This window comes from Rhodococcus olei (assembly GCF_039540555.1).
Classification (GTDB): Bacteria; Actinomycetota; Actinomycetes; order Mycobacteriales; family Mycobacteriaceae; genus Rhodococcus_G; species Rhodococcus_G olei.
Window position 1 is genome coordinate 1 of sequence record NZ_BAABFB010000097.1, and the last position, 24,539, is coordinate 24,539.

Annotated in this window: 22 protein-coding genes; 16 read left to right on the forward strand and 6 right to left on the reverse strand. The window is 64.4% G+C overall.

Annotation, left to right across the window (positions count from 1 at the left end):
* Nucleotides 1–851: 851 nt before the first annotated feature.
* The 6 genes from ABD951_RS28340 to ABD951_RS28365 all read right to left on the reverse strand — a co-directional run bounded on the left by ABD951_RS28340 (nucleotide 852) and on the right by ABD951_RS28365 (nucleotide 6,695).
* Nucleotides 852–1,283, reverse strand: coding sequence for a Zn-ribbon domain-containing OB-fold protein (locus ABD951_RS28340; RefSeq protein WP_345353577.1), 432 nt, complete (start codon nucleotides 1,281–1,283; stop codon nucleotides 852–854).
* Between the two features lie 2 nt (nucleotides 1,284–1,285).
* Entirely contained in the window at nucleotides 1,286–2,452 is a 1,167-nt protein-coding gene (locus ABD951_RS28345) for a thiolase family protein (RefSeq protein ID WP_345353579.1), read from the reverse strand.
* A gap of 87 nt (nucleotides 2,453–2,539) precedes the next feature.
* On the reverse strand, nucleotides 2,540–3,727 hold the full coding sequence (locus ABD951_RS28350) for an acyl-CoA dehydrogenase family protein (RefSeq protein ID WP_345353581.1): 1,188 nt from the start codon (nucleotides 3,725–3,727) through the stop codon (nucleotides 2,540–2,542).
* A 75-nt stretch (nucleotides 3,728–3,802) separates the two neighbouring features.
* Nucleotides 3,803–4,546 carry an SDR family NAD(P)-dependent oxidoreductase gene (locus ABD951_RS28355; protein ID WP_345353583.1) on the reverse strand — a complete coding sequence of 248 codons (744 nt, stop codon included), beginning with the start codon at nucleotides 4,544–4,546 and terminating at the stop codon, nucleotides 3,803–3,805.
* A gap of 74 nt (nucleotides 4,547–4,620) precedes the next feature.
* The gene (locus ABD951_RS28360) at nucleotides 4,621–5,421 is read right to left on the reverse strand and encodes an enoyl-CoA hydratase/isomerase family protein (protein ID WP_345353585.1); all 801 of its coding nucleotides are present in this window, start codon (nucleotides 5,419–5,421) and stop codon (nucleotides 4,621–4,623) included.
* 11 nt (nucleotides 5,422–5,432) lie between these two features.
* Entirely contained in the window at nucleotides 5,433–6,695 is a 1,263-nt protein-coding gene (locus ABD951_RS28365) for a CaiB/BaiF CoA transferase family protein (protein WP_345353627.1), read from the reverse strand.
* Between the two features lie 399 nt (nucleotides 6,696–7,094).
* Here ABD951_RS28365 and ABD951_RS28370 point away from each other — a divergent pair, with 399 nt between their 5' ends.
* From ABD951_RS28370 to ABD951_RS28440, 16 genes are all read left to right on the forward strand, one after another.
* On the forward strand, nucleotides 7,095–7,661 hold the full coding sequence (locus ABD951_RS28370) for a TetR/AcrR family transcriptional regulator (protein WP_345353587.1): 567 nt from the start codon (nucleotides 7,095–7,097) through the stop codon (nucleotides 7,659–7,661).
* A gap of 138 nt (nucleotides 7,662–7,799) precedes the next feature.
* Entirely contained in the window at nucleotides 7,800–8,963 is a 1,164-nt protein-coding gene (locus ABD951_RS28375; protein ID WP_345353589.1) for a CaiB/BaiF CoA transferase family protein, read from the forward strand.
* A gap of 807 nt (nucleotides 8,964–9,770) precedes the next feature.
* Nucleotides 9,771–11,276, forward strand: a complete 1,506-nt coding sequence (locus tag ABD951_RS28380; protein WP_345353591.1) for an aldehyde dehydrogenase family protein — start codon at nucleotides 9,771–9,773, stop codon at nucleotides 11,274–11,276.
* Between the two features lies 1 nt (nucleotide 11,277).
* Entirely contained in the window at nucleotides 11,278–12,477 is a 1,200-nt protein-coding gene (locus ABD951_RS28385; RefSeq protein ID WP_345353593.1) for a CaiB/BaiF CoA transferase family protein, read from the forward strand.
* A 23-nt stretch (nucleotides 12,478–12,500) separates the two neighbouring features.
* The gene (locus ABD951_RS28390; protein WP_345353595.1) at nucleotides 12,501–13,679 is read left to right on the forward strand and encodes a CaiB/BaiF CoA transferase family protein; all 1,179 of its coding nucleotides are present in this window, start codon (nucleotides 12,501–12,503) and stop codon (nucleotides 13,677–13,679) included.
* Nucleotides 13,676–14,911, forward strand: coding sequence for an acetyl-CoA hydrolase/transferase C-terminal domain-containing protein (locus ABD951_RS28395; RefSeq protein WP_345353597.1), 1,236 nt, complete (start codon nucleotides 13,676–13,678; stop codon nucleotides 14,909–14,911). Before ABD951_RS28390 ends, ABD951_RS28395 begins: the two co-directional genes overlap by 4 nt.
* A gap of 24 nt (nucleotides 14,912–14,935) precedes the next feature.
* Entirely contained in the window at nucleotides 14,936–15,547 is a 612-nt protein-coding gene (locus ABD951_RS28400; RefSeq protein ID WP_345353599.1) for an NADPH-dependent FMN reductase, read from the forward strand.
* A 74-nt stretch (nucleotides 15,548–15,621) separates the two neighbouring features.
* On the forward strand, nucleotides 15,622–16,761 hold the full coding sequence (locus ABD951_RS28405) for a zinc-binding dehydrogenase (protein WP_345353601.1): 1,140 nt from the start codon (nucleotides 15,622–15,624) through the stop codon (nucleotides 16,759–16,761).
* 38 nt (nucleotides 16,762–16,799) lie between these two features.
* On the forward strand, nucleotides 16,800–17,990 hold the full coding sequence (locus tag ABD951_RS28410) for a thiolase C-terminal domain-containing protein (protein WP_345353603.1): 1,191 nt from the start codon (nucleotides 16,800–16,802) through the stop codon (nucleotides 17,988–17,990).
* Nucleotides 17,990–18,391 carry a Zn-ribbon domain-containing OB-fold protein gene (locus tag ABD951_RS28800; protein ID WP_425569985.1) on the forward strand — a complete coding sequence of 134 codons (402 nt, stop codon included), beginning with the start codon at nucleotides 17,990–17,992 and terminating at the stop codon, nucleotides 18,389–18,391. Before ABD951_RS28410 ends, ABD951_RS28800 begins: the two co-directional genes overlap by 1 nt.
* Complete coding sequence (locus tag ABD951_RS28415) at nucleotides 18,388–18,882, forward strand: FAS1-like dehydratase domain-containing protein (RefSeq protein ID WP_345353605.1); 495 nt, start codon at nucleotides 18,388–18,390, stop codon at nucleotides 18,880–18,882. The genes ABD951_RS28800 and ABD951_RS28415 overlap by 4 nt, the downstream gene beginning before the upstream one ends.
* Entirely contained in the window at nucleotides 18,879–19,298 is a 420-nt protein-coding gene (locus ABD951_RS28420) for an HTD2 family dehydratase (RefSeq protein WP_425569986.1), read from the forward strand. Before ABD951_RS28415 ends, ABD951_RS28420 begins: the two co-directional genes overlap by 4 nt.
* A gap of 61 nt (nucleotides 19,299–19,359) precedes the next feature.
* Nucleotides 19,360–20,583, forward strand: coding sequence for an LLM class flavin-dependent oxidoreductase (locus ABD951_RS28425; protein WP_345353607.1), 1,224 nt, complete (start codon nucleotides 19,360–19,362; stop codon nucleotides 20,581–20,583).
* Between the two features lie 10 nt (nucleotides 20,584–20,593).
* Entirely contained in the window at nucleotides 20,594–21,538 is a 945-nt protein-coding gene (locus ABD951_RS28430) for a cyclase family protein (RefSeq protein WP_345353609.1), read from the forward strand.
* Between the two features lie 24 nt (nucleotides 21,539–21,562).
* On the forward strand, nucleotides 21,563–22,819 hold the full coding sequence (locus ABD951_RS28435) for an FAS1-like dehydratase domain-containing protein (RefSeq protein WP_345353611.1): 1,257 nt from the start codon (nucleotides 21,563–21,565) through the stop codon (nucleotides 22,817–22,819).
* 75 nt (nucleotides 22,820–22,894) lie between these two features.
* The gene (locus tag ABD951_RS28440) at nucleotides 22,895–24,517 is read left to right on the forward strand and encodes a class I adenylate-forming enzyme family protein (protein ID WP_345353613.1); all 1,623 of its coding nucleotides are present in this window, start codon (nucleotides 22,895–22,897) and stop codon (nucleotides 24,515–24,517) included.
* Nucleotides 24,518–24,539 lie beyond the last annotated feature (22 nt).

The following is a 24,539-nucleotide window of genomic DNA, read 5'->3' on the forward strand; positions in this document are numbered from 1 at the left end:
TCAGGCTGCTGCCCACAGCAGCCTGAAACTCAAGCCAACTCTTGGTTTCCTAGCGACCAAGCTCGCTAGCGACCAAGCTCGCTAGGCCCTGTTTCAAATGTGGTGACCTCGAACATCGACCCGGTACGGGCGTGTCGGTGCCGCTGAACGAGTGAGGTCTCCGGCATTCATTGGGTGATCGACCGGCGGCACCGAAACCGCTGCAGCTCCTCGAGCCGCTCGGAGAACCTGGTGGGTGTCATCCCGAATTCGACGAGGATGTCGGCGGCGCTCGGACCTCCGAAGGGCTCCCAACGTTGTGCGAAATCGAGCAGTTCTTGCTCGTGTGGGTTCATGCGATCCTGCTCCTAGCAGTGACGGTCCTTCTGATCAGCGGGCAAGGGGGTCTGCCCGGCGGATGATTCGCCCGCAGAGGCCAGATCTGGCCATGCGCATCACATCCCGCCCCGGCACTGGTCTTGTCCCCAGCCGTCGTCGGGGTTCGGCCGATGTCGTCCACCGTGTCCACTCGGTAAGCGGCAGACAGACCGGTCACCGGCGTCGATCCGCGGGCCGTGCTCGCCGCACTCGCCTACACCTCCTCGATGTAGTCCATCAGTACTCCTTCGTGAGAAAGCCACACGAGCTGGGAGATTGCCCGTGTCGAAGCAGACAGCCGATCCGGAATAGCAGTGGCCATCCCGCGGATCACGGACCGCGTCAGCGCACTCACCGCTCAAGTCTGGACCTCTATTGCCGCATCGACAGCTGACAGTGCAATCACAGCCGGGCCGCCGATCCACAGCGGAATCCGCATCAATCCTCCTCGGGGGTCGACACTTTCGAAACACGCCCTAGCTGCAGAAGTCCGGTCAGGCCGTGACCGCCTCGTCCGCAGGACGGAAGTACGGGAGTGCGACGTCGTCGTCCACGACGTGAAACTCCACCTGGACACGCTGTCCAACGTGCACGTCATCGGGCTCGCATCCAATGATGTTGCTGATCATGTGGTAACCCTCGTCCAGCTCCACGATCGCCACCACGTAGGGCACCTCGAACGCCGGTGTCTGCGGTCTCCACACGACGGTGTAGCTGTAGACGATGCCGCTGCCGCGGCTGGTCTTCCAAGTGAACTCACGGCTCCCGGACACTCGGCTTCGGTGGGTGGGACTGAACTGGGGTGTCGATGAGTCATCGAACGCCTGATAGAGAAGCTCGCCGCGGCGGCAGCCCTCCCAGAAGATCTGTGAAAGTGCGTTCGGCGTTGCCAGCGGGATCGATCCGCGCTGCGGTCGCAGGGTCATTGTCACAACTCCGTTCCGAGGAGGATCACGTCGGAATAGAGCGCTCCGGATCCCCCGTTCGAGCACAGGGCGACCTCGGCGCCGGCAATCTGGTTGGTGGTGCAACGCCCTTGCAGCTGGTGCACACCGCGGGCGACACGCTGAAGAAGTTGGGGTCGGCCTGCGTGGCTGAAGGACATCAGCCCGCCGTCGGTCGTGATCGGGTATTCGCCGTCCGGCTCGATCCGGCCATCCATGACGAAGTCGCCCCCCTCCCCCTCCGAGCAGAATCCGAAGGCCTCGAACTGGCGAATGATCTCGAAGGAGAAAGGATCGTAGAACTCACAGACGTCGACGTCCTTCGGTGCAAGCCCGGCGGTGGTGAAGGCGATGCGTGCGGCCCGCTGACCCACTAACCCGTTCGGGGCTCCGGCAGACCGGGAACCTGTCAGGTCAAAGCTCGGCGGGTGCTGGTAAGCCGGCCCCAGGCGGTCGGCCCCGGCACCGAGAACCCGGATCGGGCGCAATTCGAGATCCTTCGCACGTGCTGGCGTCGTCAGAACCAGCGCGCAACCTCCCTCCGATGTCATCGCGCAGTCCAACAGGTGGAACGGGTCCGCCACCATCCTCGAGTCGAGGATGTCCCGAGGCGAATACGGTCCTCGTCCGTGGTAGACGGCCTGTGGGTTGATGCTGCCGTTGTTCCGGATGGTTGCGGCCACCGTGGCCAGCTGCTCAGGGGTTGTTCCGTGAACGTGCATGTGCCGACGGGCCACGAGGGCGAACTCGGCCGCCGTGTAGAGCCCGAACGGCACCACCCATTCGTTCGCTGGTCTGGTCCATGGGGCGGTCGAGCCCCGATCGCTGTAGGCGCCCGCAACGCCGGCCACCACGAGTGCCGTGGTACACATGCCCGACGCGATCGCGTGCACAGCCTCGACTACGGCTGGGATGCCGACATTGTCGAGTCCGCTCGTCATCGAGCTGTTGAGACCGAGTCCGTAGACGACCTCGCCACACATCGCCCCGAACACGCCATCGACCTCGTCAACCCGGATGCCGGTCTCGTCCAGCACGCCCAAGGCGGCCTCGAGCGAAATAGACGATGACGTTTCACCCGGCAGGGTGCGCGCCTGCCGGGTGTTGTAGGCACCGGCGATGACGACGTTCTCGTAGGGGTGGTGCGCCAATTGGCTACTTCCTTCCTTTCGTGGCACTGTCCGACACCTGGAGGATCGACCTTCCCTCGGTGGAGCGGTTGGAGCCATGGAGGCGGCTCATCTATCGCTGCGCGGGAGGCCCAGTGCCTTCTCGGCGATGAAGTTGAGCACCGTCTCGTTGTTGATAGGCGCGACCCTCTGCAGTCGGGCAAGCTCATAGAACGGGAGGATGTCGGAGTCTCGGTCGAAGGCTGCGCCGCCGAAGGACTGAAAGGTTGCCTCGTATGCATCGTAGGCGGCCTCCGAGGCCAGGAACTTCGCAGCGTTTGCAGCGGTGCCCAGGTTTCGCCCGCGGTCGAAATCCGCAGCCGCCTGGTAGATCAGGTTCCGAGCAGCCTGCAACTGCAGGTACGCGCGCGCCATCGGGTGTTGAACCGCCTGATAGCTCCCGGTGGGCCTGCCGAACGGCGCCCGCACCTTCACGAACTCGGCACCTCGGTTCAACAGGTGCATGCCCAACCCGACCGAGCCGGCAGCGCCGAGGATTCGCTCCGGGTTCAGTGCGAAGAACATGCTGCGATCCCCTTGGCCTTCCTCTCCGACGAGAGCGTCGGGCGGGAGAAGTACGTCGTCGAAGCTGACGACGTACTGCCGCTCGGGCAGGGTGGCGCTGGTCCGCATCGGGGTCATTGTCACCCCGTTTCGCGGCAGGTCAAGGATGAACAGTGAGAGTCGGGCGCGCCCGCTGTCGGTCGTTCCGGTTCTCGCCACGAGCAGCATTCTGGATGCGTCCCCGGCGCCGGATATGTAGATCTTCTGGCCGTTGACAAGCCAGCCGTCGGACACGGCCTCCGCCCGGGTGCGCATCGCGAACGCGTTCGTCCCCGACTCGGCCTCGGTCAGTCCGAAGCAGGTGATCGAGGTCCCTGTGAGGGTGCCGGGGATGAAGCTCTTACGCTGCTCAGGTGTGCCGAACTTCGCCACCACGCGGCGACAGAAGTTCGGGACGATCAGGTAGGGCAGCGGCAGTCCCGCCAGGGACAGGGTCTCCTTGAGCACTACCTCCTCCGAAATCCCTCCACCGCTACCGCCGAGGTCCTCGGCGAGCCCTACACCGAGCAGGCCCGAGTCGGCCAAGCCCTCGAGAAGCTCCGCGGGAACCCGGCCATCCTCAATGCACCCCAAGTAGTACTTTCGGTCCCACCGCGACGTCACCTCCCGGGTGGCGTCGCGCACTGCAGCCATCCGCTCGGTATCGACGCTGTCGCTCAGCAAGTTTCCGATCATCGTTATCGACTCTTTCATGTCTGGCCCGGACCGCATGGTGCCGGTTTCAGGATCAATCGCAGCGAATGTTGTTTTTTCGCAGGTAGTTTGGGATCATGCGGCGCTAACGCCGCCGTTGACGCTGATGGCTTGGCCGGTGATCTTGGCGGCACCCGGGCCGACAAGAAACGCAACCAACTCGGCGAGGTCATCAGCATCCGGCACACCGAGGCCGGCCTTCCGGCGCACTTTGTCGAAAAGGTGCGACCCGAACTCGTCCGCAAAGATCCGCTCCGCTACCCGTGTCCCGGAGATTAGGGAAGGGGTGAGGACGTTGATCCGGACCCCGTACCGCTTCGCCTCCAGAGCGACTGCGCGCGAGAACATCACGATGGCTGCCATCGCTGCGCCTACGACCGCCTCGCCAGGGGTGGCGGTTTTCGCGGCATCGGACGCGATATTGACGATCGACCCGCTACGTTGCTCGCGCATGAGCGGTAGGACCGCACGGGTCAACAAGAGGGGCGGCAATGCGACCGAGTTCAGCATCGCTACGATGTCGGCAACCGCCATCCGGTGCAGCACATCTGTGCTACCGCCCTGCGCAACCGAACACACCATGGCGTCGATGCCACCCAGGTGTTCGGCAGCGGACTCGACGATACGAGCACACCCGTCACCGTCACCGGCATCGCCGGCAACAAACCGCGCCGGTGATCCACTCGCCTCGACCGAGGCGGCAGCAGCCTTTCCCCGCTCCGCGTCTCGGCCAACCAATACCAGGCTCCCCACACCTTGACGGGCAAGGAGACGTGCCGAGGCCAGCCCGACACCTGAGGTGCCTCCGACAATCACCACCCTGCATTCATTGAGAGGCCGCGGACCTCGCAAGTGCTCAGCAGGTTCCTCCACCCTGCCATATCCCTTCGGGATCAGTTGCCCTTCCACGTCGGCTCTCGCTTCTCGAGAAAGGCTGCAGTTCCTTCGGTCGCATCGCGCGTGGCGAACACCTCGCCGTAGACCTGGTCCTCGATGGCGAACGCCTCTGCGAGACTCCCTGCCTGGAGTCCGAGGAGAGCACTCTTCTTCGTGCCTTGGATCGCAAGCGGTGCACTGCGAGTGATCTCTTGTGCGATCCGCCGGGCGGTATCCATGAGATCCTCAGGGGGGACGACCAGGTTCACCAGACCTAGGGTTTCTGCACGCTCCGCATCCACCCGATTGGCCAACAGGAGGAGCTCCATCGCGGCGGGCCAGGTCAACTGGCGGGGAAGTCTGGAGGTCGTCCCACCACCCGCGATCAATCCGCGGCGCGGTTCGGCAATCTGGAAATACGCCGATGAACTGGCAATACGAATATCCGTTCCGCCCAGCAATTCCATACCACCAGCGATGCACAGCCCGTTCACTGCGGCGATGATCGGCTTGTAGATGTCGATCCCCTTCAGTGTGGGCGAGCCACCGTCGGGGTCTCGCAGCGCGTCGCGCGTGGGCGACGCACCGGTAGTCCGGAGCTCCTCGGCGATACGGCCCATCACCGCGAGGTCACCGCCGGCACAGAAGGCGTCCTGCACCCCGGTGACAATGGCGACCCATGCATCCGGATCGGCGTCGAATGCCTTCCATGCGGCAATGAGTCCTTGACTGTGCTCAACATCCAGTGCATTTCGCTTGTCGTACCGGTCGATCATGATCGTGACGACATGATCTTCCTTCTCGTAGCGGATGGCCACCCCAACACTCCTCAATCGGCCTGATCGGCGTCGAACAGCTTCACGACTCTCTTCTTGTGGAGCAGGTCGATCGTTTGCGCGTCGTAACCGAGGCTCTCCAGGATGGGCCGCGTGTGCTCGCCGAGCTCGGGCGCCCTGCTCTGCAATGCGGGAACATGCCCACCGAAGCTCACCGGATATCCGGGAACCTTGATGCTGCCTAGATAGGGATGCTCGAACTCCTGCACGTACCCGTTCTCGATCGCCTGAGGATCTACCAGGACTTCCGCCAGCCCGTTGACGGGTGCGAACGGCAAGTCACTCTGGCTCATGATCTCCAGCCACTCCGACCGGTTTCGCTGGAGAAATGCCGAATCCAGCTCGGCGAAGAGTTCGGACTTCGCCGCCTGTCGTTGCTGCCGCGTGGCGAACCTCGCGTCGGTCAGCAGATCGGGTCGGCCCAGGACAGTGCAGAACTGCGGCCAGTACCGCTCGGGCGGGTGCCCTGTTCCGACGATCCACTTCCCGTCTTTGCATACATAGGTTGTCCGCAGCGGAGACGCATCGAGCCGGTCCCAGGACAGATCAACCGGTTCCTTCACGATGCTCTTGATGAGATAGTTCGCATGTTGCAGCCACATTCCGGCGCCGTACAGGGACGCGTGCACCTCCTGGCCCGCCCCATGTAACTCTCGAGAGAGCAGCGCCGCGATAACGGCATGACTCGCCGCGATGGCCGTCAACTGATCCAAGATCAACATCGACAAGGCGGCCGGCTCCTCCGAACCGGTCATGTACATCATTCCGGAGACGGCCTGCCCCAGGGTGTCGAAGCCCGGACCATCCGCGAGCGGGCCCTTGGGGCCGAATGCCGACACATTGAGATAAACAATTCTCGAGTTGACCGCTCGAAGCGCGTCATATTCGATGCCGAGACGGGACTTCGTCCCGTTTCTGAGATTGGTAAGGAATACATCAGCACCTTCGACGAGACGGTGCAGAATTTCCTGTCCTTCTTGAGTCGAAATATCGAGCGCAATACCCTGCTTGTTCCTGTTCGACACCTCGAAGAGGACGTTCCAGTCCGGCCTGGGCAACGGCGACTTGCCATCGAGGTGACCGAACCCCCCATAGAGACGCTCGGGATCACTGCCCAGTGATTCCACCTTGATCACCTCGGCGCCGAGATCAGCCATGATCGCGCCCGCGCCCGGCCCGGCATGCCAGACGCCCACCTCGACCACTCGCACGCCGCTCAGGGGACCCCGCGAGCGGCCCGCCATCGGATCTTCCATTCCCACGTCAATCTCCTGTCCCCTGGACGTGTTGGCGTCCTGGAACTCCTCGACAATCTTCCGGAGCCGCACGACGCGCCCCCGAGGTAGGCGGCCTCAGCCTGTTCCTTCGACCGAGTTTCCTGATGCTCCAGGCTCAACCCGCCTACTGCCTATCATGCGCTAGGTAGAAATGCACCCTAGCGAACGTCCCGTATCAGGGTCAAGAGTCGCCTTCGGATTGGTCGAACTATCTTCTTGCAGAGCATTATTCGGCCAAAGGCCCTAAGGTTTCCGGCATGCCGAGGTAGTTCGATCCAGCCGAACCATCCTCAGATTTCATGCTAGCTTTGCCTAACGCTCGATTGAAATAGGAGGGGCTGGGGCATGGGAGATGACCCATCGGGCACCGCGGAGCGAGTGCTGCTCGAAGCGGCAGCACTGTTCCAGGAAAAGGGATTCGCGGCGGCGTCCACCCGTGAGCTCGGCGACCGACTTGGCCTCCGCGGCGCGTCGATTTACTACCACTTCAAGAGCAAGGAAGAGCTTCTCTACCGGATCTACGTGCGCAGCATGACCACGATCCGCGAGCGAGTGGACGAGGTAATCGACCCGGCACTTCCCGCCAAGGAACGCCTGCGCGCGATGGCGCATCGCCACGTCGTTACGGTTCTGACCAATCGCGACCTGCATTCGCCGATCGACTTGCAGCGACTCGCCCCGGAATGGCGCGCAGACATCCTCCGACGTCGCCGCGAATACGAGCAGCTCTTCCTCGATCAGATCGCTGCAGCCCAGAACGACGGAACGCTTCGCAGCGACATCAGTGCGGAAATGCTCATGTTGTCGTTGTTCAACCTCATGAATTGGACCATCCTGTGGTACAGCCCCAACAAGGACCAGGCCGCCGATGACTTGGCCGAGGCGTTCTTCACCGTGTTCCTCGAAGGTACGCAAGCCGCACCGGCATGCGGCCAGCGGAAGTGACTCACGCCCAGGCGGATCAGTCCGGGGACGTGGTGTGCGGCACCTCAGCGCCGACGCGAGGACATGGAAAGCGCGCATCGCGGGGTCCGCACGAAACCAACTGCGGCACTCGCCCGCACGACCGAAAGGTAGTACGTAATGGTGTCATCAACCGCCTCGGGCGGACGTGGCGGACCGCTCAACGGTCTCAAGGTTGTTGAGTTCGCGAGCATCGGGCCTGGCCCCTTCTGCGCGATGTTGCTCGCCGACCTGGGAGCCGACGTCCTTCGGATCGATCGACCTGCGAAGAAGGCGAGCTTGTCGACGACAGATCCGCTGCCGGGCAGTCTGCTCAACCGATCGCGGGCAACGTGGGAACTGGACCTGAAGGACGAAGCCGCTCGCAACGCAGTGCTGGACGTCACCGACAAGGCCGACATTGTCCTAGAGGGATTTCGCCCCGGGGTCATGGAACGCCTCGGCCTGGGGCCGGACCAGGTACTCGCACGCAATAAGCGTCTCGTATACGGCCGGATGACGGGATGGGGCCAGAACGGACCGCTCGCCCAGGCGGCAGGACATGACCTCAACTACATCGCTCTGTCGGGGGCATTGAGCTTGATTGGCGAGCCCGGGGCCGCCCCGCTCCCACCGCTGAACTACGTCGGTGACTTCGGCGGCGGCGGAATGCTCTTGGCATTCGGCGTAGTCGCCGCCACCTGGGAGGCTGCGAAGTCGGGGCGCGGGCAGGTCGTCGACTGCGCAATGCTGGACGGGGCGGCGGTTCTGTCAACCTTGTTCTTCAGCTTGAAGAACGCCGGGCGATGGCGTGACCAGCGCGGCGCCAATCTGCTCGACGGCGGCGCTCCGTTCTACCGCTGCTATCGCACGGCGGACGACGAGTTCATGGCTCTCGCGGCGCTGGAGCGGCCCTTCTACCAAGAGTTCGCGAAGCTCGCTGGCGTGGAGTGCCCGCCGGACCACGAACGGCTGAATCCGGCGAACTGGCCGCGCTATCACGCGGAACTCACGCATCTGTTTGCGACGAAGACGCGTGATGAATGGACCGTGCTGTTCGACGGCACCGACGCCTGCTGTACGCCCGTCCTCTCGCTGGCCGAGGTCGGGGGCCATTCTCATGTCGCAGCCCGTGACACGTTGATCGAAGTCGATGGCGTCCTCCAGCCTGCGCCGGCTCCGCGCTTCGGTCGGACCCCGAACCCGATCCCGACAAGCCCCGACCATTCGTATGACTGGCGAGACGTCATTGCTTCTTGGGGCGTCGACAGTTCAGTAGTCGACGCCCCGCTTGCCGGTAACTGACCGCGAGTGCGGCCTGACGAACCGTGCGCTTCGTCGGCAACCCCTCATCACGGCTCGCAAGCCATGCAATCGACGAGGCGGTATTCGTCCCTAATGGAGTGGGACGGGTCATGCCGCTCAACGTGCGGGCAAACCGACGACCTCGAGCGTCAGGTCGACGCATCGCAGGTACGCGGCGGAGACCTTCGGCGGCGGTGAACTGTTTGAAATCTATTGTGCGACACCGATGGTCGGGTTCGACCAGGTCCGTGTGTCGGGTTAATGCCGGGTTGTTGACGAACTGCCTGGCCGCTGTCCCGGCTTACGTCCCTGGGCTGCAAACGTGCGGGCGTATATCTCCGACCTTGATCGGACCCCGATGGTTCGCTCACGATGTCGACGATCGCCGGTGCGATCCATGTGGCACTGCCGCTCTGCCCCTTGAGGGTGGTCGTGTGCAGCTCGACGCGGCGAGCTGCACGATGCTGTCCACAAACAATTTCACCAGCAATCGATGCTTGTCCGCCTATCGGGCGCTTGATAGTCTGAGCCATAGGGACTGATGATCGAGCCCCTTTCGAGCAATGATCAGTCCCGCGTTCGGCATATCAGGATGAGTGATGGGCATCAGGAACGGGCGAGATGACCACAACGAGTGCGATTTTCCCCAGCCAGAATGCCTTGCCCGCCTATCGGGCGCTTGATAGTCTGAACCGGAGGGACCGATGATCGAGCCCCTTTCGAGCAATGATCGGTCCCACGTTCGACATATTGAGCATTGAGAACAAATCCGGAGCAGAGTCTCCGTGGGCACCAGGAACGGGTGACATGACCACAATGAATGCGATCTCCCAGCACGGCCGCCTTCCTGCTTTCCTGGCCGGTGGCGAACCCAAGTTGCTGTTCATCGACGGTGAGTGGGTCGAACCCGTCTCGGGTGAATACATCGAGTGTAAGAATCCTGCGACGGGGAAGGTGATCGGCGAGTTCGCCGACGGCGGCGCAGAGGACGTCGACAGGGCGGTGCGGGCCGCGCGGCGGGCTTTCGAGGGAGAGTGGGGAAGCACCAAGCCCTACCAACGCCAGCGCATCCTCAACAAGCTTGCGGATCTCCTCGAGGAGAACCGCGATGAGCTGAGCCGACTCGAAACCCTGGAGATGGGTGCTCCGCTCAAACGCACCCGGGCTGCCGTCATGCGTAACGTCGAACGCCTGCACTGGGCGGCCTCGCAGGCGACGAGCCTGCACGGCGACACGATCGACAACTCCGTGCGGGGCACCTACTTCTCGTACACGGTGAAGGAACCGGTCGGCGTCGTCGGCATGGTGTTGCCGTGGAACGGCCCTCTGGGCTCGGCCTGCTGGAAAGTCGGCCCGGCGCTCGCAGCCGGCTGCACCGCCGTTATCAAGCCCTCCGAGGACGCATCGCTGACGGTTCTGCGTTTCGCCGAGCTGTGCCTGGAAGCCGGTGTACCCGCCGGTGTCGTCAATGTCGTGACCGGCCGCGGGCCGACGGCGGGTGCGGCGCTCTCCGAGCATCACGGTATCGACAAGATCGCACTCACCGGCTCCCCGCAGACCGGCCAGGCCATGGTGAGCGCTTCGGTGGGCAACCTCAAGCGGCTCAGCCTCGAGTTGGGGGGTAAGTCCCCTGATGTGGTTTTCGCGGACGCGAACCTCGATCGTGCCGTGGTCGGTGCGGCCATGGGTGTCTTCCACAACTCCGGCCAACTCTGCGCAGGAGGCACACGGATTTACGTCGAGTCTGCGATCTACGACGAGTTCGTCGAGCGTGTACGCGATTTCACGGCGACGCTTCGGGTCGGTGATCCCTTCGACGACGCCACCCAGCTCGGACCGTTGGTGTCGCAGCGGCAGCTGGATCGAGTGATGCACTACATCGGCGCCGGCTCCGAGGACGGAGCGCGACTCGTCTACGGAGGCAAACGGCTTACCGACGGTGCGCTCGCTGACGGCTATTACGTCGAGCCCACCGTCTTCGCCGACGTCACCGACGACATGCGCATCGCCCGTGAGGAGATCTTCGGCCCGGTGATCTCGATCCTGCGATTCGACGACGTCGACGATCTTGTCACGAGAGCAAACAACACCCCCTACGGTCTGGCCGGCGGGGTGTGGACCAGCGACTTCACCAAGGCATACCAGCTCAGCAAACGCCTGCAGGCCGGAACCGTGTGGATCAACTGCTACCTGGTCATGGACACCGCAGTCCCGTTCGGCGGCGTGAAACTCAGTGGCTACGGCCGCGAAAGCGGCCACGAGGGCATGGAGGAGTACCTCGATGTCAAGACGGTCTGGGCACGGATGGACTGACATGACAATCGATCACGCAGCACCTCCACTCCAGGGCATCCGGGTCGTCCAGTTCGCGCACGGGGTCATGCCCGCGTACGCCGGCATGCTCCTCGGCGACCTGGGCGCTGAGGTCATCGAGATTTCCGATCACTCTGCGAGCAGTGTGGAGCGCGGGGAGTTCGCTCAACATGCCACGTTGTCGGCACTGGGCAGGAACAAGCGGCGTGTCAGCCTCGATCTGGACACGCCGGCCGGCCGGGACATCGCACGTCGTCTGATCGGCCGCAGCGATGCGGTGATCAACGGGTCCGAGTCGGGGTGGGCCGTTCGCCGCGACGACTACGTCGGCGACGGAGTTGAACCGTGCGTGTGGTGCGATCTGTCCCCCTTCGGAGGAGGTGCGACAGACATGGGTTCCGTCGCCTCCGACTTGGTGATCCAGGCTCGGAGCAGCGCGATGGACACGACCGGTGAGCTCAACCGACCGCCGGTGCGCATGGGCCTTCCCCTGCCGAGTCTGCTCGGCGGCGTCCATGCCGTCGCTGGTGTGCTCGCCGCGCTGCTCGCCGACCGACCGGCCCGCCTCAGTGTGAGCGCCTTCGATGCGATGGTGTCGTTCATCAGCTATATGGGACCCACCTATCTGCACACGGGTCAGGTGCCTCGCCGCATGGGCACCGGCCACCACGAGATCTACCCGTACAACGCCTTCGAGACCCGGGACGGATCGATCGTTGTGGCTCCGTTCACACAGTCGTTCTGGCGCAAGTACTGCGACGTGATCGGTCATCCGGAACTTCTGGAGGACCCACGCTTCTCCACGTTCGAACTGCGCATGAAGAACCGCCCGGTTCTCTCCCCGATCTTGGCCGAGACCATGCGTGAGCGGACCACGCAGCAATGGCGCGATCTCCTGGACGCCGGCGACGTGCCCAACGGACCGGTCAACTCGGTTCTCGCTGCATTGGAGATGGAGCAGTCACGAATCAGGGACATGGTCGCCCCCATCGACATTGAGGGTGAGCAAGGCACGCGCAGGACCGTCGGCACCCCGTTCCACATGACCTTCGAGAACGGCGCCGCCTTCGAACCGCGCTATGTCCTGAGGAAGACGGAACTCAGCAACGACGTCGCCACCTTGGACGCGTGGAACACCTCGACGGAGATCGGAGCACCCACACGAGTGGGGGCGCTCGCGGGAGAGAGGACCGAACAGTGATGGCTGGTGCGGATCGTCGCCCCTTGGAAGGCATCAGAGTCGCGGATTTCACCCGCATCCTGGCGGGACCCCATGCCACGATGCTGCTGGCCGACCTCGGTGCCGACATCGTCAAGTTCGAGGAGACGCGTGTCGGTGATGGCACACGCAGGAACCCACCGATCATCGAGGGCGAGAGTCTCTACTTTCAGGCCTGCAACCGCGGCAAGAAGAGCGTCGCCGTCGATCTGAAATCCGACCGCGGTCGCGCGCTCGCGCTCGAGGTCGTCGAGCAGTCCGACATCGTGATCGAGAACTTCAGGCCGGGCGTGATGGACCGACTCGGATTGTCGTACGACGTCCTCAAGGCGCGCCGGCCTGGCATCATCATGTGCTCGATATCGGGATACGGGCAGGAAGGGCCGATGGCCCGCAAACCATCGTTCGACCTGGTCAGCCAGGCCGTGAGCGGGCTGCTTTCGCTCACCGGTGAGCCCGGCCGACACCCGGTCCGCTGCGGTGTGGCGGTCGGCGACCTGGGTGTAGGAACCTTCTCGGCCGTGGCGGTGCTCGCCGCTCTGCATCGGCGGGCCGTGACGGGTGAGGGCGCCTGGATCGACATGTCCCTGCACGACTGTTTGCTCGCGCTGATGACCCAGCAGGGGCACCAGGCCCTGGCGGGCGCCCCACAGCCATCGCTGACCGGGTCCTCGGTCCCCGGAAGCGTGCCATCCGGTGCGTTCGAGGCGACCGACGGGTGGATCACCCTCGAAGCCCGCACGGACCAGCAGTGGATAGCCCTCGCCAAAGCACTGGGACCCGAGGCACTCGAGTGGACGTCGTCCTGCACGAACCAGGACGATCGCGACGCGCACGCCGACGCCCTCCAGAATGTGACCCGGTCGGCGATCGCCACCAACTCGGTCGACCACTGGGTGCGGACCCTCACGTCGGCGGGAGTACCCGTCGCACCCGTGTGGTCGATGGACCAGGTCCTGGACTCGACTCTGGCGCGAGACCGATCAATGGTCGTCGAGCTCGAGCACCCCACCCTGGGGCAGGTCCGGACAATCGGTTCGGTTGTCAAGGCAAATGACCAGACCTGGGCTGCGCAGGAAGCGGCCCCCCTCCTCGGCCAGCACTCGCATGAGGTGCTGCGGGAGATCGTCGGACTCACCGATGCCGAGATCGAGAACCTCAAAGCCGAGAAGGTGGTTCGATGACCAGCGTCGCAGATCTCCTCCGTCCGAACGACACGGTGCTGGTCGGTAGCGGACTGGCCGAGCCCCGGCAGCTCGTCGACGAACTGGTCGCTGCGAGCAAGGACATCGGTCCGCTCAACATCATCCAGCTGATGACAGGCAGCCAGGAAGCCGTCGTGGGCGCGTCCCGCGACGGGGTGCGCCTGAGGACCCCCTCGCCGGGACCGCGGGCGCAGGAGCTCATCGACACCGGTGATGCCGATCTTATGGTGGCCTCGCTAGGGCAGTTGTCGTCCTGGATCCGGACCGGCCGACTGAGGGTCGATGTGGTCCTGGCTCAGGCCTGCCGGCGAGCAGCCCCGCTGCCAGGCGTCGTCGTCGATGTCATCGACTCCGCGATGGAGACAGCCCGCGCTCGTGCGCTCGAGTTCGTGGACGCACTCCCCGAGATACCGAGCGACGTGCGGTGGTCGGCGAAGGACGCCGACCTGGTCGTGGAGTCGTCCTACACGCTCGCCACCCGGCCGCTGCCGCACAAGGACGGGCGGTACGCGCGGATCGGGCAGCTCATCGCCTCGCTCATCCCGGACGGGGCGACCGTCGAGATCGGTGTCGGTGCCGCACTCAGCCAGGTCTCCGATGCGCTGGTGCAGGCCGGTCGGCGAAACCTGGCGGTGCACTCGGGTCTCGTCACCGACTGGGTCATGGACCTGGTGGAGGCGGGGGTCGTGTCGCGAAGGCTCGGGTGTGGAAGCGGTGCGAGCGTTGTCGGCACGATGGTGTTCGGCTCGCCCGCGCTGTACCGGTGGGCGCATCGCAACGACCGACTCCGAATGGTCGCCTCGGACCACAGCCACGGCCCGGCCCACTTGGCGACGCTCGACAACTTCTTCGCGATCAACTCTGCGTTGGAGGTCGACATCTTCGGAGCTGTCAACGTGACGAGACTTGGGGATCGCATTCGGCCGTCGGGCGGGCTGCTGGACTTCGTGGCGGGCGCGTCGCACGCCGGGACCTGCGTGTTCGCGGTGCCATCCCACCGCATCGTGGCACGGGCTCAAGTTGCCTCAGTGCCAGCAGAATTCGTTACGCACGTGGTCACCGAGTACGGCATCGCAGATCTGAGGGGCCTGTCACCCTCGGGGCGAGCGAACGCGCTGATCGCGATCGCGCATCCGGACAATCGAGCCGCGCTTCGCCAGGGCGAGGAAGCGATGGCAGGCAATATCGAATCAAGTAGTCAGGTGGGCTGAGCTATGGACACGACACGGACGCAGATGACGCACGTCGCCAACCGTACGAGTAGCGGCGAGCGCACACCCCTCATCGTGGGTATCGGAGGGACCGACCGCCCGGAGTCATCGTCGGAACGTGTGCTTCGATTCGCACTCGACGCCGCCGAGCGTAAGGGCGCGGCAACCATTCTCTTCGGCGCCCGCGAACTGGATCTGCCGATGTACTCACCGACCGCTGACAAGCGCTCCTCGGGCGCGGTCCACCTGATCGATGCACTGGCCGCCGCCGACGGGGTGATCATCGCTTCACCGGGCTACCACGCCGGTATCTCCGGGCTGGTGAAGAACGCCCTTGACTACATCGAGGACCTCCGTGATGCCGATCGGCCGTATCTCGACGGCCGCGCGGTGGGATGCATCGTTACCGCGCAGGGTGGTCAGGCCGCCATGGCGACGTTGATGGCTCTCAGGTCCGTCGTGCATGCGTTGCGGGGATGGCCCACGCCGTTGGCGGTGGACGTCAATACCGCTGAACGGCTGTGGGACGACCACGGCAATCTCGTCAACGAACGCTGCGCCTCGAATGTCGAACTCATGGTCGAGCAGGTCCTCGCGTTCGCCGGTGCACGCCGGTTGACAGACGCACACGCGTAGCCGTCCGACGCAATCCGGCTTCACCCAACGTTTTCCCTACTTACCAGCCGATGACTTGAACAGAAGGAGATCTCATGACCAAAGCTGCTCTGATGAGGGCGTTCCACGAACCGCTTTCCGTCGAGGAAGTCACGTTGCCCCACGCCGGTCCCGGAGAGGTCAAGGTCCGTCTCCTGGCGTCGGGTATCTGTCACTCGGACCTTTCGGTGCAGAGCGGAGTGTTGCTCAGTTCCGCACAGCGCGACGGTCTCGCGACGAAGTTCCCGATGGTCCTCGGTCATGAAGGCGCCGGCGTCATCACCGAGGTGGGCGCAGGTGTCACCTCGCTGCGTGAGGGTGACCATGTCATCACGCTGCCCATCGGACAGTGCGGCGACTGCGTGTACTGCAGCAAGTCGCAGCCGTTCCTCTGCGATTCGGGCCAGAGCATCATGCGGCACGCGGCGATGCCGGACGGATCGACCCGATTCGCGACGGAGTCGGGCGAGTCGGTGTGGCAGATGTCCGGTATCGGAACCCTGGCCGAGGAACTGATCGTCACCCCGACGTCCCTGGTGAAGATTGCGCCGGGAGTCAACATGGCGAGCGCGTCCCTGGTGGGCTGCGCGATCCTCACCGGCTCCGGGTCGGCCCTCAACACCGCCGACATCAAGCAGGGTGACACAGTCGTGGTGGTCGGTTGCGGCCCGGTCGGCCAGAGCATCATCCAGGGTGCCCGCATCGCGGGTGCGGAACGCATCATCGCCGTAGACCTGCTGCCCTCGAAGCTCGCCCTGGCCACCAAGGTCGGTGCGACGGACGAGGTACTCGCCGGTCCCGATCGGGACGTCGTCGACGAGGTCCGCAAACTCACCAACGGTCATGGTGTGGACGTGGCGTTCGAGGCGATCGGTCTGCAGGTCACGACTGATCAGGCGATCAAGATGACGGCGAAGGGTGGCCAGATCATCATCGTCGGCATGGCGCCGCGCGACGTCATGGTCTCCATGCCGTCACTCAGTGGCGTCCTGCGCGGCGCCAAGACGATCCGCGGATCGTACTTCGGATGGTCCGACGCCCAGAAGGATGTGGCGCGCCTGCTCGAGTATTACAAGGAAGGCGTATTCCACATCGACGAGATCATCTCGAGCGTCGTGAAGATCGATCAGGTCAACGACGGTTTCTCCTCGCTCAAGGAGGGAAAGGAAACCTGCGTCGTCGTCGACCTGAGCTGACAGCCCATTCAACCTCGTCGCACCAGAAAGCGTGACCCGTGGCCAATATCAGTGACCGCTCGAGTCCCCGTTCACCGGTATGCGTGGTGGGCGTCGGTCAGACCGACCTGTCCTCCCGCAGTGGACGGTCGACCACGCGCCTCGCGTTCGAGGCGATCACCCTCGCCGCACGGGATGCCGGGATCGATCCGCAAGACATCGATGGGGTTGTTCCATATCCGGACGGTCCGAGCGCCGAGGACGTCATCTCGATGTTCCAGTTGCCCGATGTGCGGTTCACTGCGACGCCACACATGGGCGGGGCGAGCAACGCCGCCGGTGTCCGACTGGCTCAGATCGCGCTCGAAACCGGTGAAGCACGGTACGTGGTGGTGTTTGTGGCCCGGAATGGGCGCTCGGAAACACCGATCTCCCACCGTGTTCACGGACTCGCTGGACAGCGGCTGCGGTCGGCGCTCGAGCAGGTGCACGGAATGGACACCCCTGCACAGTGGTACTCGCTGGTATGTCGCCGTCACATGCACGAATTCGGCACGGACAGAAAGGCACTGGGCACCGTGGCGCTGACCATGCGTGCTCACGCGCAGCTGAACCCTGCAGCCCAGATGCACGGACGTCCGCTGACGATGGAGCAGTACCTCGCGTCACCGGTCATCGCGGATCCGTATCTGTTGCTGGACTGTTGTCTCGAGACGGACGGCGCAGCCGCCGTCATCCTGACGACCGCCGACCGTGCGGCGGATTCGGCGTCGTCTCCTGTAGCACTGCGTGCATCCGGCGAAGGGCACGCCCAGTCGCCCGACGACCTGGCCAATAGGGTGGACGTGTTCGAAACAGGCTTGACCAAGGTGGCGCCGCGTGTCTTTGCGGCGGCCGGAGTCGAGCCGTGCGATATCGACGTCGCGATGATCTATGACTGCTTCACGTTCGAGGTGATCCAGCAGCTCGAGGAGGCCGGTTTCTGCGGCCGGGGCGAGGGTGGTGACTTCGTCCTCGACGGTCACATCGGCCTCGACGGTTCCTTGCCGGTCAACCCGCACGGAGGACTGCTCTCCGAAGGTCATCTGGCGGGAATGAACCACGTGGTCGAGGCCGTACGACAGTTGCGTGGATTGGGTGGCGCACGGCAGGTCGCCGGCGCGCGGCTGGCCGCCGTGACCGGATGGGGAGGCCTTGGCGACGGTTCGATGCTGATCCTCGAGGGCACGAACCGACAGGGAGGTGCGTGATGGCTGTGCACGACTTGCTTGAGTACGAGGAGGGCCTCGCCGTCGGCGAACTGCGAGGTCCACGCTGCCTGGACTGCGAGCGTCATTGGTGGCCGCCGCGGGCGGCGTGCATCCACTGCCGATCATCACGAACGGAATGGGTCACGTTGCCCCGCGTGGGCAACCTGTTCACTTGGACCACGGTGGGGCGCACCAGCCTTCCCGATTTCCGTGACCGGACACCCTACGCAGTGGGGATCTTCGAGTTGCCCGACATCGGTATCCGTCTCGTCGGACACATTCGGGCCCCGTTGTACTCGTTGCACATCGGTATGCCTTTCACGTGGCAGGTTGACGGGAGCCCCGCGGCTGCCCCGCCGATCGTCTGGCAACCACATCCGAAGGAGGTCGGCGGCTCGTGACCACTTCTCTACTCGCCGACGACGCGCATACCTGGGTGGGTCGCACCCAGTCGTATCAGCCGATCACGGTCACCGAGGCGGACATCGCACGCTACGCGTTGGCGATCGGTGCGACCGACCCGGTGTACTTCGACGGAGCCGAAGCTCGCCGCGCGGGGCATCCCGCCATCCTCGCGCCGCGGGGATTTTACATGGTGCTGCGGTTCCATGCCGAGAACCTTGTGGCCTTGACTAATCTGGGGGTCGACGGAACGCCGCCGCCCTTCGCGCCTCCGAACGAGGCGACCCGCCGCATGGCCGGCGCGTCCACCGTCAGCTTCCGTGGCGATATCTATGCGGGCCAAGTCATCACACTGTCGTCCACCATCACCGCCATCGAGGAAAAATCTGGACGCTCAGGACCTCTCGTCATCGTGTCGTACCAAAACGATTTCGTCGATCAGGAATCGACGCTGCTGGTGCGGGAGACCTACGTGAGGTTGTTGCGATGACCGACATGACGTGGGTCACGGGCGCCCAACTGGACGGCTTCGACATCCGACCCGATCCCGTACAGCTGTTCTGCTTCTCGGCCGCGACGTGGAATCCGCACCGCATCCACTACGACGAGCGCTACGCCCGCGACATCGAGGGCTACGACGGCGTCCTCGTGCAGGGCCCCTTACTCGCATCGTGGCTGCTCCGACTCGGCGAGGCGTGGGCATCCGGATGGGGACGGGTCACGGAGTTCGACTACATCAGCCGGCGAGCGACCGTGGCCGGGGACGTTCTGCACGTCCGGGGCGAGGTGACGAGCGACGCGGGCCCTTGCACGGCACGGGTGTGGATCGCCCTCCCGCAGGGAGATGTCGTGTGCGAAGGGCAACTCACCGTGACCTCGCTGACTACCCAGCGACCGATAACCTGACGACCGTTCGACCATTTGTTATGAAACATCCGTATCGGAACTCCCTGAAGGGGGCTAGCACATGAAGATCGACCTGTTCACCATGCCGACCATTCCATCGACGATGGACGAGCGCGAGGAGCTCCGTCCCATCGGCCGTAATGCCGAGCGGTATCAGATGATGCTCGACGAGCTGCGTCAGATCGCCGTCATGGCGGACGAAGCGGGTATCGATGCCTTCTCGACGACCGAGCATCACTTCCACACCGAGGGCGGGGAGATGATGCCCAATCCCCCGCTGCTCTATGCGGACCTTGCCGCACGGACGAAGAACATCGCCTTCATGCCGTTCTCGATGGTCATCACGGCCGACCATCCCATCCGTGTGGCCGAGGACATCGCTCTGCTCGACCATTTGACGAAGGGACGCGTCAAGGTCGCCTTTGCTCGCGGCTACCAGAAGCGCTGGATCCAGACGCTCTCGCCCGGGACCGCGGTCGCACATCTCGACGATGATCAGGCGAACCGCGAGCGGTTCGACGAGGCCCTGGACATCATCCTGAATGCCTGGACCAAGGATGCATTCGACTACGACGGTAAGCACTTCCAGGTGCCCTTCCCGCACACCGGGATCGAGGGCTGGGCCGGTCCGGAATGGACGCGTCGTTACGGTGCTCCGGGCGAGATCGACGACCATGACGTCATCCGCAAGATCGGTGTGGTTCCGCGGCCGTTCCAGAGCCCGTACCCGGAGGTGTGCCTGCCGGTGACCGGGTCGCCGGCCACCCTGCTCAACGCGGCCCGGAAGGGTTTCACGGCGTTCATGTTGGCGCCCGATCCGAAGAAGTTCACCGAGCAGGCCAAGACCTACCAGGCCGAGGCCGCCAAGCACGGCCACGACCTGCCGATCGGCAAGCGCATCGGCGCCGTCCGGTCGATCGTCGTCGGCGACACGTACGAAGAGGCGTTCGACATTGCCTGCCAAACAACGGGATACGAGTACCACCACTACTTCCATGCCTTCGGGTTCGCCGAGATGTTCCGGTCCTCCGCCGACGATCCGAACAAGCCCGTCCATTTCCCCAACGTCGAGGCGACGACCCAACGCCAGATCGACCTGGGATTCGCCATCGTCGGGACACCGGACCAGGTCGTGCGCAAGCTGGTCGACCTGGGCACGGTCTACGGTACGGGTGAGCTCGACTGGCTGTGCTGGAACTTCTTCGCCCAGGGCCAGAGCTCGTTCGACGTTGCTCGCAAGCAGCTCGACCTGTTCGCCACCAAGGTCCTGCCCCGTATTCGCTAGGGAGATCGTGATGGAGGATCCGTACGCACCGCTGAGGCGGATAGCCAACAAGGTCAGCAACTGGGGTCGATGGGGCGACGACGACCAGGTGGGAACCCTGAACCTCATCACGCCGGCGGCAATTCGACGCGGCGCAGAGTCCATCCGCACGGGCCAAGCTTTTCCCTTGTCGATAGACTTCACCGCCGATGGACCGCAGACGGGCGCCTATGGTCGTGTGAACCCGCTCCACTACATGGCGATGATCGGCCGGCCGTTCCAGCCCAGCTCGCATCAGCGTGGGCCACGGATCTCTGATGACGTTGTCGTCATGAACCTTCAGGCTGCCACGCAGTGGGACAGCCTGGCCCATGTCTACTACGACGGCCTGCTCTACAACGGGGTTCCCGCCGAGGAATTCGTGAACTGGGCTGGCGCCGCACGCAGCGGCGTGGATCAGCTGGCGAAAAGACCCTTCGTCAGTCGCGGGGTCCTGCTCGACCTGCCCCGAACTCTGGGGGTGGAGCGCCTCGCACCGTCGACCGTGGTCACGGCCGCGATGCTCGAGCAGGCGCTCGAGCGATCCCGGGTTGAGCTCGAGGCCGGTGACATCCTGCTCGTGCGGACTGGCCACCTGTTGACATTCCTCGAGGACTGCGACCGCGAGGCTTTCAAGTGGAGTCCGCCGGGCTTGGGCACCGACACCGTCGCCTGGATGCGCGAACACGATCTCGCCGCGGTTGCAGCCGACAACAACGCGGTCGAAGTCATGCCATTCGAGAATCCGGACGTCGAGATGCCCCTGCACATGCTGTGCCTGCGCGACATGGGAATGCCGCTGGGCGAGATGTTCAACCTCGAGGCACTTGCCGAGGCATGTGCCGCCGACGGCTGCTACACCTTCCAGTTCGTCGGGCAACCGTTGCCGTTCGTCAACGGGCTCGGCTCTCCCGTCAATCCTGTGGCCATCAAGTAACCGATCGAAAGTGTGGGCAATACCGTGGAATTGAAAGTGGAGGACATCAAGACCAAGCCCGGGGTGGCGCAGTCGACCGCCCTGGCGAAGGGCAAGATCACCGACGAGGGCGTCGCCCACCTGCGCGGCCTCATCAATCACGAGATGCGGGTTCCCTACCGCTTCAACACCGAGGTCGCGCGCGACACGGTCCGGCACTTCGCCTGGGGCGTCGGCGACGGCAATCCGCTGTGGCTCGATCCCGTATACGCGTCGTCGACGGTGTACGGCGCTCCCACCGCACCGCCGAGCTTCCTGTACACCATCCATCCCACGCTGGTGCTCGTCGGGCTGCCGGGTGTGCACGGTTTCTATTCGGGATGCCGTTGGAAGATCTGGCGTCCGCTCTTCGTCGGCGATCAGATCACCACCACCACATGGATCTCCGACGTCGTCGAGAAGGAAGGCCGCCTGGGCGGCCGGTCGGTGTACGTGTACTTCTCCACCCTGTACGGCAACACCGAAGGTCAGGCCATCGCCGAGGCGACGGGATGGTCGATCAGGGTCGAACGCGACAAGACCAAGTCCAGGAACAAGCTCGGTTCGACCGAGCCGCGATTGTGGACCCCGGAGGAGCTCGAGCCGGTGGAGGAGGCCCAGCGCAACCGTGTGCCACGGGGCGCCGAGTCACGCTACTGGGATGACGTCAACGTCGGCGACGAGCTCGATCCGCTCGTCAAGGGCCCGCTGACCCAGACGGACATGATCGCCTGGTACACGGGAAGTCAACCGGCGTACACCCCGGCTCACGAGCTGGCCCTGCACCACTATCACAAGCATCCGAAGTGGGCGTACCGCAACGCTTTCAGCGGCGCGCTCGAACCCAACGCGCGGGTGCACGACAGCATCGATGCCGCGAAGGCGGCTGGCGTGCCAGCCCCCTACGACGTCGGGCTGCAACGCCACCACTGGCTGTTCCAGCTCTTGACCGACTGGTCCGGCGATCAGGGGTTCGTCAAGGCTTGTGACGCCTCCTACCGAGGATTCAACTACTTCGGCGATGTGCTCACCCTGGGCGGGCGGATCACCGCCAAGTTCGTCGACGCCGACGGCGACCACGTCGTCGAGATCGAGACGCGCGGTGTGAGCCAACGCGGGACGGACATCATTCCCGGCCGGGCGGTGGTGGCCCTGCCGGCCAGGAAGGGCGCCGAGTCACCGGTCACGCGGCACACTTCGTGGGACCTCTTGGTGCAGGACCGGCTCGCGGAGGTCGTGCCCGACCTCGTCCGCGTGTCCTGAAGCCTCGTACTAGGCGCATTCAGAAGACAAGTAACGAGGGGCGGGTGTCCGCCCCACCCGAGGAGACCGTGAACGATGCAGGCACAGAACGGATCGTTGGTGAGCGCCTGGCGTGCTCGAGTCGAACGGGATCCCGACGCCCGCGCGCTCGTCTACTTCGACGGCGCACTGACGGCGAGGCAGCTCGATGAGGAGTCCGATGCCCTGGCGGCTGCGTTCGAGTCGCTCGGCACCCGCCGGGGCGACCGGGTGGGCGTACGTCTGCAGAACCTTCCGCAGAGTGTGCTCGCTTTCCTGGCGTTGTGGAAGATCGGCGCGACGCCGGTCGTCCTGAACCCGATGTATCGCCGCGACGAGCTGTTGAAGCTGGTCGACGACTCGGGCGCCGTCGGCGTGGTGTGTGCGCACGACGACGTAGCAGCGGTGGCGGCCGCGGTCGAGGGCACCGGGGTGCGGTGGGTGATGGGCACCTCGCCCACCGACTACCAGACCCGCAACGATCCTCGCGTCTTCCCGGACGGGGAGGCGGTGTCGTCGTCCAGCGCGAGCGCGGGAGACCTCCGCGAACTGATCGAACGTTTCCGGGGGTCCCGGCCCCGGGAGATCGAGCTGACGAGCGAGGACATCGCGCTGCTCACCTACACGTCCGGCACCACCGGGCCCCCGAAGGGGGCGATGAGCACTCACGGCAACGTCCTCGCGGTCACCAGCAGTTATGCGACCTGGGTGGACCTGCAAGCCGGCGATGCCGTGTTCGCGATGGCACCGCTGTTCCACATCACGGGCGCTGTCATCAACGCGACGATCGCGCTGCTGCACGATGTCACCCTGGTGCTGGCGAACCGGTTTCATCCCGAGGTGGCGCTCGACGCGTTCGTCGAGCACGGCGTGACGTTCACGATCGGTTCCATCACCGCGTTCAACGCCATCTACCAGTTGCCGCACGCGAACCGACACCATTTCGCCACGATGAAGGCGTTGTACTCCGGCGGCGCTCCGATCGCGCCGGCCGCACTCGAGCGATTCGAGGACCGGTTCGGGCTCTACATCCACAACGTCTACGGCATGACCGAGACATCGTCCGCCGTCATCGCAGTTCCCTTGGGCGCGAGGGCACCAATCCATAAACCCAGCGGCACACTCTCGATCGGCGTCCCGCTACCGGGACTCACCGTCGGCGTGGTGGACACGGACGGTCGTGCTCTCGCCCCTGGTGAGCAGGGCGAACTCGAGCTCAGCGGACCGCAGGTCGTCCCCGGCTACTGGAACAAACCCGACGCCACGGCCGCGACCATGCCGGGCGGCAGACTACGCACCGGCGACGGCGCGATCAGGGACGCGGACGGCTGGATCTTCTTGGTGGACCGCATCAAGGACCAGATCAACACGTCGGGCTACAAGGTCTGGCCGCGTGAAATCGAGGACGTCCTGTACGAACACCCGGCCGTACACGAGAGCGCGGTCGTCGGCGTGCCGGACGACTACCGCGGGGAGACGGTCGTAGCCTACGTGTCCCTGAAAGCCGGAACCTCGACGACCGCGGACGAAATCATTGAGTTCACCCGCGAGCGCCTCGCTGCCTACAAGTGCCCCCGAGCGGTGCATATCGTCAATGATCTGCCGAAGACGGAAACCGGCAAGCTTCGACGCAGTGCCCTGCGCGAGGAGACGGCCGAAATCGGCGACGGCCCGCGATGAATTGCAGCTCTTTCGGAGCGCT